This window comes from Pontiella desulfatans (genome assembly GCF_900890425.1).
Classification (GTDB): domain Bacteria; phylum Verrucomicrobiota; class Kiritimatiellia; order Kiritimatiellales; family Pontiellaceae; genus Pontiella; species Pontiella desulfatans.
The window spans coordinates 1-13002 of record NZ_CAAHFG010000003.1; the positions used below are offsets into that span (position 1 = coordinate 1).

The 13002-nt window shown below is 54.5% G+C and carries 13 protein-coding genes; 7 read left to right on the top strand and 6 right to left on the bottom strand.

What is annotated here, in order from left to right:
- The first annotated feature begins 78 nt into the window (after positions 1 to 78).
- The 4 genes from E9954_RS21055 (at position 79) to E9954_RS21070 (ending at position 3990) form a co-directional block, all read left to right on the top strand.
- Positions 79 to 1199 (top strand): IS3 family transposase gene (locus E9954_RS21055; protein ID WP_407947718.1). Its coding sequence is split into 2 segments (ribosomal slippage): positions 79 to 342 and positions 345 to 1199, totalling 1119 coding nucleotides; the frame shifts between segments, so codons are not numbered across the junction.
- A gap of 195 nt (positions 1200 to 1394) precedes the next feature.
- A complete protein-coding gene (locus E9954_RS21060) occupies positions 1395 to 1970 on the top strand; it encodes a hypothetical protein (RefSeq protein ID WP_136081280.1) in 576 nt (191 codons plus the stop codon).
- An 11-nt stretch (positions 1971 to 1981) separates the two neighbouring features.
- Positions 1982 to 3028: a hypothetical protein gene (locus tag E9954_RS21065; RefSeq protein WP_136081281.1), complete on the top strand. Its 1047-nt coding sequence runs from the start codon at positions 1982 to 1984 to the stop codon at positions 3026 to 3028.
- Positions 3028 to 3990 carry a hypothetical protein gene (locus E9954_RS21070; protein ID WP_136079613.1) on the top strand — a complete coding sequence of 321 codons (963 nt, stop codon included), beginning with the start codon at positions 3028 to 3030 and terminating at the stop codon, positions 3988 to 3990. Before E9954_RS21065 ends, E9954_RS21070 begins: the two co-directional genes overlap by 1 nt.
- On the opposite strand, the gene E9954_RS21075 is transcribed toward E9954_RS21070, so the two are convergent.
- Both E9954_RS21075 and E9954_RS21080 read right to left on the bottom strand, forming a co-directional pair.
- Complete coding sequence (locus E9954_RS21075; protein WP_136079612.1) at positions 3987 to 5060, bottom strand: hypothetical protein; 1074 nt, start codon at positions 5058 to 5060, stop codon at positions 3987 to 3989. The two genes, E9954_RS21070 and E9954_RS21075, sit on opposite strands and share 4 nt — an antisense overlap.
- Positions 5061 to 5074: 14 nt before the next feature.
- Entirely contained in the window at positions 5075 to 5317 is a 243-nt protein-coding gene (locus tag E9954_RS21080; protein WP_136079611.1) for a hypothetical protein, read from the bottom strand.
- A gap of 210 nt (positions 5318 to 5527) precedes the next feature.
- On the opposite strand from E9954_RS21080, the gene E9954_RS21085 reads away from it, so the two are divergent.
- Positions 5528 to 5965 carry a hypothetical protein gene (locus E9954_RS21085; protein ID WP_136079610.1) on the top strand — a complete coding sequence of 146 codons (438 nt, stop codon included), beginning with the start codon at positions 5528 to 5530 and terminating at the stop codon, positions 5963 to 5965.
- 87 nt (positions 5966 to 6052) lie between these two features.
- The gene (locus E9954_RS21090) at positions 6053 to 6532 is read left to right on the top strand and encodes a PD-(D/E)XK nuclease family protein (protein ID WP_136081282.1); all 480 of its coding nucleotides are present in this window, start codon (positions 6053 to 6055) and stop codon (positions 6530 to 6532) included.
- 78 nt (positions 6533 to 6610) lie between these two features.
- On the opposite strand, the gene istB is transcribed toward E9954_RS21090, so the two are convergent.
- The 4 genes from istB to E9954_RS21110 form a co-directional block, all read right to left on the bottom strand.
- Complete coding sequence (istB, locus tag E9954_RS21095; RefSeq protein WP_136078866.1) at positions 6611 to 7393, bottom strand: IS21-like element helper ATPase IstB; 783 nt, start codon at positions 7391 to 7393, stop codon at positions 6611 to 6613.
- A complete protein-coding gene (gene istA, locus E9954_RS21100) occupies positions 7390 to 8880 on the bottom strand; it encodes an IS21 family transposase (protein ID WP_136078865.1) in 1491 nt (496 codons plus the stop codon). Before istA ends, istB begins: the two co-directional genes overlap by 4 nt.
- A gap of 141 nt (positions 8881 to 9021) precedes the next feature.
- The gene (locus tag E9954_RS32685; RefSeq protein WP_168442480.1) at positions 9022 to 9669 is read right to left on the bottom strand and encodes a HEAT repeat domain-containing protein; all 648 of its coding nucleotides are present in this window, start codon (positions 9667 to 9669) and stop codon (positions 9022 to 9024) included.
- A gap of 17 nt (positions 9670 to 9686) precedes the next feature.
- On the bottom strand, positions 9687 to 11003 hold the full coding sequence (locus tag E9954_RS21110) for a Gfo/Idh/MocA family protein (protein WP_136081283.1): 1317 nt from the start codon (positions 11001 to 11003) through the stop codon (positions 9687 to 9689).
- A 504-nt stretch (positions 11004 to 11507) separates the two neighbouring features.
- Between E9954_RS21110 and E9954_RS21115 the strand changes: the two genes are divergently transcribed.
- Positions 11508 to 12992, top strand: a complete 1485-nt coding sequence (locus E9954_RS21115) for a glycoside hydrolase family 55 protein (RefSeq protein ID WP_222847265.1) — start codon at positions 11508 to 11510, stop codon at positions 12990 to 12992.
- Positions 12993 to 13002: the final 10 nt, after the last annotated feature.

The window sequence follows — 13002 nt, forward strand, 5'->3', positions numbered from 1 at the left end:
TGCGCTTAACCCCGATTTTCGGACCACCGGCTTAAGTGGAACCTGCGTCCTCAACATGGTACAAAAGGACGCATGGAAATGGGAAGAAAACGAAGAACATTCACGGACAAGTTCAAGGCCAAGGTGGCGATTGAGGCCATCAAGGGCGTGAAGACATTGGCGGAGCTGGCATCGGAATATCAGGTCCATCCGAACCAGATTTCGGATTGGAAGAAGCAGTTGCTTTCGAATGCGCCGGATCTTTTTGCATCGGGGAAAAAGAAGCAGGCTCAAACGGAAGAAGAGCTTACGGCTCCACTTTACGAAGAGATCGGGCGTCTGAAGATGGACGTGAAGTGGCTCGAAAAAAAGCTATGAGCCTGCCGCTTTCAACGCGCCGCAGCTGGGTGGAGCCCGGCACCGATTATTCGGTTCGGCGGCAGTGTAGGCTCGCAGGCGTCCCCAGATCGGGCTTCTACTACGACCCCGCCCCGGAAACGCCGGAGAACCTGCTTCTGATGCGTTTGATCGACGAGCAGTATCTCCGGCATCCGGAGTTCGGCTATCCACGCATGACGGACTGGTTGCGTGATCAAGACTATGATGTCAATCACAAGCGGGTCGCCCGCCTCATGCAGCTGATGGGGATTCAGGCCATCACGCCCGGTCCGCACACGAGCAAGCCCGCCCCGAGGCACAAGATCTACCCTTATTTGCTGCGCAATGTGGACATCGAACGGGTGAACCAGGTTTGGAGTACGGACATCACCTACATCCCGATGCGGCATGGATACATGTACCTGACCGCCGTAATCGACTGGTACAGCCGCTATGTGCTCGCCTGGGAGCTCTCAAGCACCATGGAGAGCACGTTCTGCGTTGATGCGCTGGAGCGTGCGCTGACGCAGGGGAATCCGGAGATATTCAACACCGACCAAGGAAGCCAGTTCACCTCGAACGCCTTCACCGGTGTCCTGTTAAACGAGAACATCACCATCAGCATGGACGGGCGAGGCCGGGCGTTGGACAACGTATTCATCGAACGACTGTGGTGGTCGGTGAAGTATGAGAAAATCTATCCCGCATGCTATGCCGACGGGCATGCGTTGCATCGGGGCCTTGACAGCTATTTTAAATATTACAACCACGAGAGGAAGCACAGCGCTCTGGACAAACGCACCCCCGCCGAGGTATTCATGGAAGGAGCAGTCAGAACATGATCGCAAGTGATGCCGTCGCTGCGCTCCGCCCTCGGCCCTCCGGGCCGCCCCTTCGGGGACGGGCTCCGCTCCGCGACGGCATCATGGAAGGGCGGCTCGTTGGCCGCCAGAACACGGAACAGGGAACCGCAGGTTCCACCTTAAGTTCACCGATCCGTGGTTTAAGATTGGGGGTAGGCGCACATCGAGTTTCTCATGAGTCGTGAAAATCAGGTTTCTTTTCAGGATCTATTTATTACGGCTGATAAAATCCTCGGTCGTATCGGTGAAATTCAAGAAACAGACGAATTCATGGAGCTTAAGTCCAGATATCAGGAATCCTGTCATCGGGGATTTGATTTTTCAGATGTAATTCGCGACGGAATGTTACTTGGGCTCACAGTGTCTAAGCGATGGGGATCTAGGTTTGATGATTATGAGATGCATCATGCAAGTGTTTTGGCACGGGCCTGGAGTAATATTTCTAGCATCGGAAATTTTCATACCTATACCTTTGAAGTTGTGAGCCAAATCATACTTGATTATATGAGCATGGACACTAGCTCTATGTGCCAAGAAATAATGGCACAGTCGAAAGAGGAAGTGTGCCGAACGGGCGGCTCGCATTTGGATTTTTTGTATGACGCTGTCATCGCCTCATTTATCAATGACCCGCAGGATCTCACCTTAGAGAAACTTGAGGAAGGTCGGTATTTTGAGCGAGCCGCGGAGCAAGCTAGGACCCGTTTCACCGAGATGTATCCGGAACTCACCTGCGAGCAGGCTGCATAGTCGGGGTTGATTTGAAAAAGGTAATTCAATTAATGGGGGCGGCTTTGCCGCCCTATTTCAACCCGCCGGTGGAGAGCCTTATTAAGTGGATCATAGATCTGCTTAAACGTGGCGAAATATTAATGATCGTCGCGTCGGAGTATGTCCCTGTTTCCGTTCGGGTGATTGGGGCGCAGTTAGCCGTGGATCTTTCATCACTTGGGTTGAAGGTTGAGTTTCTCAACTATGACGCACCAAAAGTTCGTCAGGATATTTTCCGGGCGGAGGAAAGTGCCAAGGCGTTGCTTTCAGAGCAGGGGACGAAACATCCCCTAAGCTTCGGTTGCCAGCCTTTAGGTGAACTGCATGTGGTTGAGTATCTTCCCTTTTATGGTCTAACAGATACGGCGTCACATATCCGTGAGAATAGTAAGGGTGCTGATGTAATTATTATCAATGCCCTGCCGAGAATGGTCGGGGATATCCATGTACGTAAGGAGTCTCTTAGCTGGGTTCGAAAGAAACTCGGCCTAGCAGCTCGGGCTTCTGACGTTGCCATCATTCTGCTGAACCATACCCGGGAATCCCTATTGGAGAAGCCTCCTACGTTTCGGCCGGAAATAAATCACGCGAAGGGTATGAAACACGTTACCCATACGGTAGATCATGCCCTGTTCATCGGAAACGGGGATAAGCGGGATACCGGAGACGCTACTGTATGCCCGACAGCCGGTGACGTTATGCAGTCCCGTGATTTTGTCACCAAATTAGTGGATGAATGCCTGATGATCGGCGGGGACGGGGGCGGGGATGAAAAAGTCTGCTGGATCGCGAATCCAAAATCCAATCATCGAGAGTTGGCGTGGCTTGATGGGGCCAACGGCAGGTTCCGGAGTTTGGGAAGGCCGGGAGAGTTTTTTGACGTAGATATGGACCTTGGGAAATTTGTGCTGAGCGCAGAGGCTGAGTCGTTGGGGTTGCGGAGCGCCCCCGATGTCGCGGGGTATCTTCAGGCTGGATTTGCGCTCGGACAGGAGCCTGCTGTTCAGCCTGAACTTCCGGACGTGGAGGTGGTGTGATGAGTGGTGTACTTTTTTTCTCGGGAGCAAACTGCCTCCCGGTTGTCAGCAAAGCCGGGGATCAGGAGCAGCTGTTGCGTGCCGCCGGCCAACTGGTGAGTTCAATGACACCTCGGCAGGGTCTTGTTCTTGTCGCGTTATTCTGTCGTGGTTCGTCGGCAGATATTAAGTCAACATTGATTAGGTTGTGTCTGTTTTTCAGGGCTTATGGTCGCAGGGATATACTCGATTTACTTTCATCCGATCCGATAGCTAAAGCAGGTGAAGTCGTATCGCTTGTCAGTGAGCATGAGATGCTGGATCTGTATAATAAGCTGACGGGCATCGAGCCTGATGCCGAAGAGCTGAAAGCCGAGACAAAGATGTTGGACTGCCTCTTGGAAGGCGATCCGTGCATGAAATTAATTACTCACTTCAAGGCCGATCTCGCCATCCGGTTAAAAGAGCTGTTTGTTGTTCATCGCACCCGTGTCGGTGATGCCGCGGCCATACGTGCCGATAACCGGTGTATGGTCTCTGCGCCGCAATACGATGATACGCGTTACAAACCCAGGCATTGGCAGTCTGTTGTCGAAGACTTTGCCCTGAATGGGATTTATCCGCCGGCCTTTCTCAAAGAATGGGGGCGGCTTTATCAAAGCGTGCCGTGGCCGGAGTCGTGCCGGAACTTGTTTGAAGGTTACGAGTCGCCCAGGGGCCGGGAGCCGGTTCGGCACCGGTCAGTTGACCGGATCCTGATCGAACTGTTGGAGGGGGAACTCAGATCGGCAGACACCGCGAGGTTGGCACTCAACGCATCGGCGCTGAGTGTGCAGGGATTGTATATTCCGCGTTGCCTATGGGGTGAGCTGGCCTGGTCCTTACTCGACCGGTATAGGCGAACTACGGGGCTCATAAGCGATCTCAGATCGTTTGATGCCAGGATGAGTATGTCCATTCCCGAAGCCGAAGTCCTAGTTTAAAAACCGTGCCCGACCGCTCTATCGCGGCTTCCTGCCGCCAGGGTGGTCAGGGCATCCGCCACAAAGTGGGGGTCGTGGTAGAGCGACAGCATCCAGAACGGGAACTCCGCAAACGTTCTGAAGGCATCACACAGCCCCGCCTTGGTCGGAGGAAATTTTAGCCATGGGCCTTCCGACATGAAGGTTGTGGGGAAGTCGGAGGTTTTGGGGAATGCTTCCTCTGGTGACTGCAGCTTTTCCCCTCCCTCAGCAAGGGCGATAACAGTGGTGCGCCATACCAAGTTATATTTATCGTCGCTGTCTTTATCATAGTTGGCTGTCCGAACCCTGTACGGCAGCGTTATTACATAATCTTTCAGCCAGCCCTTGTTCCTGCCCTTGCAGGCGCTCTTAACCGCCTTCTCATACATAGCCGGATCACTGTTTACATCGAAGGTGCGTCGGTCGCACGGCGTGGAGAAGTGCGTCACACAGACCTGCATATCTTTCTTCAGTTCAGCGACGATCTCAGTGAACATGTAGTGGATTTTTTCGTAGCGGCACCACGGGCATAATCGGTACTGCCCACAGGAATACTGCTGGCTAAGGTTGTTGCCCACGCCCTGGTTCGGTGTGCAGAAAAACATACGTTTAAGAAGTCGGAGGCTTTGGATGAGTGTGTCATCAGGAATACGGCTTGCAGGAAGCTCCATGGCAACCTCATCGTCTTCGAAAGGGTAGGGTATCAAGGGGGTATGACTTCTGTCTTTGAGAAGATTATATAAGCTGGAGGCATTGGCCCGGTATCGTCGGGAAATATAGGCCACCCGACGCGCTGCTTTGTAGATGTTGGATTTGGGGTCATTTGTTTTTATATCAACCATCTGGTGAACCCAGCTGTTTGTGTCCTTCAACTCGCTCTTGAAAGCATCCAGCTTGCTCACATGACCGTAAACAGCGTCATGGATATACCGGTTGTGGAGGTACTCGGTTCCGTCCTTTCCCTTTCGGTTATCATAGATTACGCCGGTAATCTTCAGCGGGTTACTCGGTCCCCAGGCTTTAACAATATATTTTGGAACGCTGTGCAAAAAACTCCCCCCAATCAAAAATGACGATAACTCGCATATACCTTATCTAAAGATAAGCGGATTCCTTTTTCTTTTTTTACCCTCTGGTCGGCGCGAGCCGGAAGCGCAAAACCTCCAGGAGGGTAAAAAAAGAAAAAAGTAACCACATTGTATAATGGTATATGCGAGTTATCGGCAAAAGTGAAATCCATTTTATTTTGGAACACTGTACCAAAATTTTGAAGCGCTGGAAGGATTTGTATTTCCTCCGTCATCATGGGTGGGGCTCATAAATGGCCGGTATTTCGCCGTATAGACCGTGATATAACCCTGAAAACCCTGAAAATCATGAAAAATGGTTAAAATGATCATAAAAGATGTAATAATATAGTAGAGAGGAGAAGGATTGGTTCCGTAACCCCTCTGACAGGCCCTTCAGCTGATGCTGTCGGGCCTTTTTCGTGTTAACACTAAATATGGAGATCACCATGACTAAGATTACAGGAAGCTATTCTAAGAAGCTCCCGACAGAGGCACGGTTCAGTTCTGAATCTGTATTCTGCAGCATCGAAAAAGAGATCGGATCTGATGCTACGGCATCTGAGATCCAGCGGGCTATTGCCGAAACATTTGAATTGGTTCGTGATAGCGTCGAGTCAGAACTAACCATTGGCCGGGGTGCCCAGCGACCACGTCGCCGGGAGGAACGCCCGCATGATCGTCGTGACCATGATAACGGCCGCGGTACCGATCAACGCTGTACTAATCGCCAGGTTCAATTCATCCTTCGCTTAGGACAGGAACAGAACCTCGGCCTTCCTGAATTAAACCGCAAGGTTGCCGAACTCTACGAGGCCGGTAACGTGTATGACCTCAGTAAGCGCGATGCAAGCGCCTTCGTTGATGTGTTGAAGGCCGCCGCTTAGCCCAGGTCACTACCAACCCCGAATCAAGCCCCGTCGTCCACTGTGGATGGCGGGGTTTTTATGTGTAACCCAAGGAGAAAATGAACCATGACACAGTCATTAAGCCAACTGCGGCAGCGTCCGCACCTTTCGAACAGTCAGATAAATCAAATTCTGAATTTATGTAGCTTGCAATTCTATTATGAGCGGGTTGCTAAGCTACCAAAGCCATTCGTATCTAACTCGCTAGTGTTCGGTACCTGTGTGCACAAGGTGTTGGAGCACTACTATCAGTGGATCCAGCGCGGTGAACAGCCTGATGTCGATTCTCATATCGAAATGTTCTCAGAACTCTGGAAAAAAGCTAACAACGAACAAAATATCAAGTTCGGTGCGAAGACTAGTTTCGAGTCACTGGCGGATACCGGCCGGAATGTGGTGAAGTGCTTTATCGATAATGCCGATCCCAAGGAAAAGGTGTTGTCGGTATCGCAGGCGTTCTGTGTGCCGGTGCATGCCCCGGATGGATCCGTGGTAGAGCTCCCGCTCGTGGGTGAATTCGACTTGGTTGTTGTAAACGCCGGTTGAAAAGTGCACCGGGCGGCGGCCCAAAAGTGTAACACTTTTTCGTTAATTACCCCGCTTCCTTGCGGGTGTCAATTGCTCCTACGGTTTCTTTGTTTTCTGCCGCTGTCCCCGGCGGCGCAATGAGTCCTGCAACCTGAAGCTTTCACCATTGGCCTCGAGGATATGGACCCGGTGGGTCAGGCGGTCGAGCAAGGCTCCGGTAAGCCGCTGGGAGCCCAGCACCTCCGTCCATGATTCGAAGGGCAGGTTCGTGGTCACCACGAGGCTGGTGCGTTCGTAGGCCCGGCTGACGACTTCGAAAAGCAGTTCAGCCCCCAGCTTGGAGAACGGAACGTAGCCGAGTTCATCGAGAACGAGCAGGTCGGAGCGCTCGAGTTGCTTGAAGAACCGGTCAAGCTGCCTTTCCTCCCGGCGTTCGAGCAACTGCGTGACCAGGGCGGTGACGCCGAAGAACCGCACCTTGAAGCCCATCTGGCAGGCGGCGAACGCCAAGGCGGTGGCGAGGTGGGTTTTTCCGGTTCCGCTGTTGCCGATCAGCAATACGTTCTCCCGCTCCTTGATAAACTCGCCGTGGGCAAGCTCCCGCACTAGCGGCTGGTTGATCGATGGCTGCTCCTCGAACCGGAAGCTATCGAGGGTTTTCACGACGGGGAAACGGGCGGACTTGAGCCGGCGTTCGGCGGCCCGTTGTTCCCGGTCATGAATCTCCTGTTCGATGAGCCGCAGCAGGTAGGTCGAGTAGTCGGCCCCTTCGGCCTGGCAGACCGAGGCCATCTTGCGGTGCTCCCGCAGGATACTCGGCAGCTTGAGCGTTTTGAGGTAGTGCTCCAGCAGTACGTGTGACGAGGTCTGTGCACTCATGCGCCCACCTCCTGTCCGAGCAGGCGATTGTAATCGGCCACATCTGCGCTGGCGACCTGCACGTGGCGTAGATGCTCGTGTCCATCCAGGTTGAACCGGGTGCATCGCCATTCCGGCCGGGGAATGAGGAACTGGGCAATGGCGTCTCGGGAGGAGGCCCCGCAACGCAGCCCCTGCTCAACGGCCCGGGCCAGTTCCTTGGGTGAATGCTTTTCGAGCAGACGCAGCACCTTGATGTACTCCCGGGTTCCTTCGCCATCGAGATCGGCCTCCAGCCTGCTGCGCAGATCCCGAAAGCAGGATGGCAGTTTCCAGTCTTCCAATGGCCGGGCGTGGTCGAGCCCGCCGGGCTTGCGTTCGAGCAGTGCGAGATAGTGCACGGGGTTGAAATGGACGCCGGCCTTGCCCCACAACCGGGGATGTTCGGCGATGCATTCATCGCCCCGGCAGACCACAATCCGGTCGATATAGCCCTTGACCACCGTTTCGTAGTGGGCGTAGCGCACGGGCACCGAATAATCGTTGCCGTCGAAACGCACGAGCGACAAGGAGCTGGCGGTGCAGGTTCGCACCCGGCAGGACTCGAACGGCACGACCGGCAGATCAATAAAACGGCCACGCTCATCGGCCAGCAACTGCCCCTTCGTTCCGTCCTTGCCCCGCAGTTTACGCCCAAGCTCCTCCCGGCAACGCTCTTCAAGCATGCGGTTGAGCTCATCAAAGCTACGAACCTCCGGCACCGGAACCATGAAGTTGGAACGAGTATAGCGCACCATCGATTCGACCACGCCCTTTTCGTTACCTCGGGCCACGTTGCAGAAGTGTTCCTTGAACAGATAGTGGCTCTGGAGCTGGAGGAACCCGTCGGTGAGCTTGCGTTGGTGGCGCTTCATCACCTTGGCCACCATCACCCGCTCGTTGTCGTAGCTGATACGGCAGGGTACGCCATCGAAAAAGGTGAAGGCCCTCACATGCCCATCCCAGAAAACCTCCGTGCAGATCTTTTCGTAGGCCTGCACATAAACCGCATCCGAATACGGCAGGCTCATCACAAAAAATGCGACCTTCCGAAGCTGGCCGTTTATTTTAGCGAGGGCATAGCCGAAATCCATCTGCGCCTCTCCGGGCCGATGGGCCAGCGGAATGTAGACATCCTTCAGACGCACCCGGGCGTTGCGCACGGCATCTTTCACCTGCGTATACCCGCCGGTGTATCCTTCCTCTTTCAGGCGATCAAAAATCCGCTTGGCCGTATGCCGTTGCTTTTTTGGCAACTCCCGGTCCTGCCGGAGAATCTCGTCGATCCGACCGAGAAACGGCCCGATCATGGGCTTCGGCCTCGGCTGGGCCATCCGGTATCCCGGAGGCTTGGGGTGCGCCAGAATCTTCTCCAGCGTCTTGGTGTGAATCCTGTACTCGGCCTTAACCTGTCGCTTGCTGACGCCTTCAACAAGCACCTTTCGTCTGATATCGGTCCACCATTGCATGTCTATGTACACTCCTTTACCTCCCGGTTCCGAAACGGTTAGGCAACCACGTTGCCCGATCCGTCCGGAAATCCGGAAGTTTTAGTTGGAGTGTTACACTTTTAGACCGCCCCGCCGCCCGGTGCACTTTTCAACCGGCGTTTACAGGTTGGTTTCAAACAGCGCGGCGGTGAGTGTCGCCTCGCGCTTGCCGGTTTCCTGGCTGCGTTGTTTGGCCAGCGCTTTGATGCTTCCTTTCGTTCCGATTATAGAGAGCGCCTTTGCCGCTGCGGCGAAGATGTCCGGATCGTTGCTTTTCAGGTGGGGCGTGATCGACTTTTCCGCTTTTGCATCGCCGCGTTCACCGAGGGCCATAATCAGACCGGCGGTCCAGCGAGGATCGTTCGCGGTTTTCAGTTCAGCCAGTAAAGCCTTCCCGGCGTCCGGTGCGGGATTCACGGCCAGTGCCTTGCGGACTGCATCGCGCAGATGCGGGTCGGAACTTCGAAGCATTGGAACCAGTGTTGCGATGGATTCCTCGCCGCCGATGCGCTGAAGCGCGTGCGCCAGGGCGATTGCGGCAGGAGCCGCTATGCCTGTGTTGAGTTCGGCGCAAATGTCTTCGCATAGGGCTTTGCGTTCGGCTTCGGCGCCCGGGCGTCCGGCGGTGGAGCAGGCGGCCAGCAGGTCCAGGCGCGCCTGCGTCTGGATGTTTAGGTCGGCTGCGGTGAGTCGGGGGAGAATCTCCTGAATCGCGGCCTGAGAAGCGGATGCGAACAGGAGGGTGGTCAGTAATAATTTCTTGAGCATAATAGAGGGGATCCTGTTTAGAGGGAGTAGGGGGCGCGGCGCGGACGGTCGAGCCATTTGGATGCCTGGGGGTCGCCGATAATCCGTTCGCGGACCGGATCCCATTGGAGGGTTCGGTTGAGCCGTTCCGAGATGGCGCTGAGATGGCAGATGGTTGCGGTGCGGTGCCCGATTTCCACATCGGCTATGGTGCGCTCTCGGGTGCGGATTGCGTTCAGGAAGTTGAGGTGGTGCCCGGTGGTTGCCGCCAGGCGCAGGTCGGTCGGGGACGGCGGGCGGTTTTTCAGATCGCCGGGTTCGGATACCAGAACGCCTTCGCGGCCTACGCCGATTTTTCCTTTTTCGCCATGAAACTCGATCTGGGAGTTGAATTTCCGGTCGGGACCGTGGTAGTCGCGATAGATGGTCGGTCCGTTCTTGTATGTGTAGCCCTGACAGCCGGAGTCGTCGCAGCCCTGCGGGAAGAAAAATTCGGGTCCGGAATGATCCATGCCGAGCGCCCACTGGATAATGTCGTAGTGATGCGCGCCCCAGTCGCCGTTCTTGCGGGCGCCGTATTCCCAGTAGGAGCGCCAGCCGCCGCCAAAGCTTCCCAGCACGCGGTTCCGGTTGTACGGTTTCCATGGGGTCGGCCCCAGCCATCGGTCATAATCGAACCCTTCCGGAATGGCTTCCCCGGGCAGTTCGTTTCCGTCGGGGAAGCGTCCCAGGCTGGTGTAGACCGTATGCACCTTTCCAATCCAGCCATTGCGGACCATTTCGGCGGCCTTGCCGAATGAATATTCCGAACGCTGCTGCGAACCCACCTGCAGCACGGCACCATAGCGACGGACGGCATCGGAAAGAATGCGGCCTTCTTTGATGGTCAGGCTCATTGGTTTTTCAACATAGACATCCTTGCCGGAGCGGACGGCGTCGAGCGAAATCGGGACATGCCAGTGGTCGGGGGTAACGACAAAGACGGCGTCGATATCAGAACGGTCCGTAATTCTTTCGTGTTCGTTGTAGGCAGCACACCCCTTGTAGGAACTGGAGGCGGCATGGGCGGCATAGGTTTCTTCGACCCAGGCTTTGGCCTTTTCGCGTTTTTTTCGGTCGACATCGCACACCGCGAGCACCTGAACGCCCGGGTGGCTGAGCACGCCTGCCATATGTGTGTTCATCATAAGCCCGTGGCCAATCATGCCCAGCGTGACCCGTTCGCTCGGGGGAATATGGCCGGAGAGCCCTAACGCACTGGAGGGGATCACCATGGGAGTGCCGATTGCGGAAGTTCCGAGCATTGAAATCCGCAGCATCGTGCGGCGCGAGAGGGTGGTTTTCGGGGGTGACATACTAGTTCCTTGTTGAAATGGTTCGGTCGTGTTAATCGTGCACTGAAGATAAATGGATTTTAGATAAATACAAAATAATAAGTTGAAAATGACACCGGTTGTGGAAGAATGTATATAAATTTAAACGGGATTAAAATGTTATTACGGTACACCGATTGAGCAGTTCGAGGTGAGGACTTTGAGTGAAATGAAAACGGATCAATATTTGAAAGATGGCTTCTTAACTGCTCCCGACCTCAGACTACGAACCCGACCCCGAAACGGTCGCGCTTTTGAAAAAAACTGGAGGAGCTGGTTAGGGCGGGCATCATCCTTGATAAGTACTATGACGCCAACCCGTCCTCCTTTTACAACATCATACAATAACGTTTGGATGGAGGCAGCCGGCCGTAATGGCTTTGGAATCAGCTTAGAAGGAACCTGGGTGATATAATCAGGAAACGGTTCAAAAACGAATATGAAAGTGATTTTATGAAAATACATTGGATGATTATGGTGTCGATTATGGCGGTAGCAGGAGTCTGTTCGGCTTCCCTGGATTGCGCCAATGTGGTGGATTATGGTGCACGTGGCGATGGCAGGGCCGATGATACGCCTGCGGTGCAAAAAGCATTGGATGATGCCGTGAATAAAGGGGGGATTTGTTTTCTGCCGGCGGGGGCCTATCGCCTTGACGGCTCGTTGACGGTGCCCGCCGGCGTGACGTTGAAAGGATCCTATGACGGTATTCCGCATCCGATGCACCCTGTTGGGACGGTGTTGCATATGTATGGAGGCAAAGGAAATGTTGATGCAACCCCGGCGATTGTGCTGGAGTTTAATGCATCGGTCAGGAATGTGATGATTCACTATCCCGAACAGCAGGCCCCGCCCGCGGTGGTTCCCTATCCGTGGACCATTCAGATTCGGGGCGAGATGTGCCAGGTGGTCGATGTGGCAATGACCAATCCCTACCGCGCCATTGATGCCGGCACCTACGTTAACGAACTGCACTTCATTCGCAATGTGTACGCATGTCCGCTGAATATCGGGATCTACATTGATCAGTGCTACGATGTCGGGCGTCTGGAAAATGTCCATTTTAATCCCAATCTCTGGAAGCGCATCGGGTTGGAGCCGAAGCTGCCGAAGCCGCCGGCTGACTTTCCCGGCGGGGAGGACGGCTACTGGAACAGCATTCTTCAGCCGTATCTGATGGAAAACCTGGTGGGCTTTAAGATTGGCCGGAGCGACTGGGAATATATCAGCAACTGTTTTGTAATTTTTGCCAAGCAGGGCTTTTTGTTCGATGATTTCGGGCATGGCGGCGGCAACGCGCTCGTTACGCAATCCGGATCAGATGTCGGGCCGGTGGCGGTTCAGGTCAATAAGGTGCAGCGGCACGCCGGTGTTCAGTTTTCCAATTGCCAGTTTATGTCGACCGTTAAAATCGGCCCGGAAAACAGCGGACCGGTGAAAATCTCCAACAGCGGTTTCTGGGTGGTCAAGGAAACCCTCGAGCAGGTGGTTAACGAAGGTTCCGGAACCGTGATCCTGAACGCATGCCATTTCAGCGATTGGGATATACCCGGTAAGGGGGTGCCTTGCATCCGCGCAACCAATGGTCGAATGATCCTCAGTCAGTGCGAGTTTTCGCGGCCGCGGACCGGATTGATCGTGCCGCGTAAAAATGCGGTTTTACTGGAAGAGGATTTTATTGCGGGCACGGTTACCGGTTGCCTGTTCCACAACGACTCCATCACCAACACCTCGGCGGGAAAGCTGGAGGAATTTGCCAACGTGTTCGAGCAGGTTGATCGAACCGTTGATCTGGGCAGGCGCACGCTCAGGGAACTGTGCACCGAATATGAAGTGAGCGTTAAAGACGTGGTGGCTCTGCTGAAACAGCACGGAGTCGAGGCGTCCCCGGCTCTCACGTTCGGAGCCATTGCGGAAGGTGCCGGGTTGAGTGTCGCTGAACTGTTTGCTTTGGTTTCAAGCAACCTTTGATGGCGTATTG

What these genes read in the sequence shown, in the direction of transcription:
- E9954_RS21060 (WP_136081280.1), top strand. Translation starts at nt 1,395, where the DNA reads ATGAGTCGTGAAAATCAGGTTTCTTTTCAGGATCTATTTATTACGGCT.
- E9954_RS21070 (WP_136079613.1), top strand. Translation starts at nt 3,028, where the DNA reads ATGAGTGGTGTACTTTTTTTCTCGGGAGCAAACTGCCTCCCGGTTGTC.
- E9954_RS21080 (WP_136079611.1), bottom strand. Translation starts at nt 5,317, where the DNA reads ATGATGACGGAGGAAATACAAATCCTTCCAGCGCTTCAAAATTTTGGT.
- E9954_RS21085 (WP_136079610.1), top strand. Translation starts at nt 5,528, where the DNA reads ATGACTAAGATTACAGGAAGCTATTCTAAGAAGCTCCCGACAGAGGCA.
- E9954_RS21090 (WP_136081282.1), top strand. Translation starts at nt 6,053, where the DNA reads ATGACACAGTCATTAAGCCAACTGCGGCAGCGTCCGCACCTTTCGAAC.
- istB (WP_136078866.1), bottom strand. Translation starts at nt 7,393, where the DNA reads ATGAGTGCACAGACCTCGTCACACGTACTGCTGGAGCACTACCTCAAA.
- istA (WP_136078865.1), bottom strand. Translation starts at nt 8,880, where the DNA reads ATGCAATGGTGGACCGATATCAGACGAAAGGTGCTTGTTGAAGGCGTC.
- E9954_RS32685 (WP_168442480.1), bottom strand. Translation starts at nt 9,669, where the DNA reads ATGCTCAAGAAATTATTACTGACCACCCTCCTGTTCGCATCCGCTTCT.
- E9954_RS21110 (WP_136081283.1), bottom strand. Translation starts at nt 11,003, where the DNA reads ATGTCACCCCCGAAAACCACCCTCTCGCGCCGCACGATGCTGCGGATT.
- E9954_RS21115 (WP_222847265.1), top strand. Translation starts at nt 11,508, where the DNA reads ATGGCGGTAGCAGGAGTCTGTTCGGCTTCCCTGGATTGCGCCAATGTG.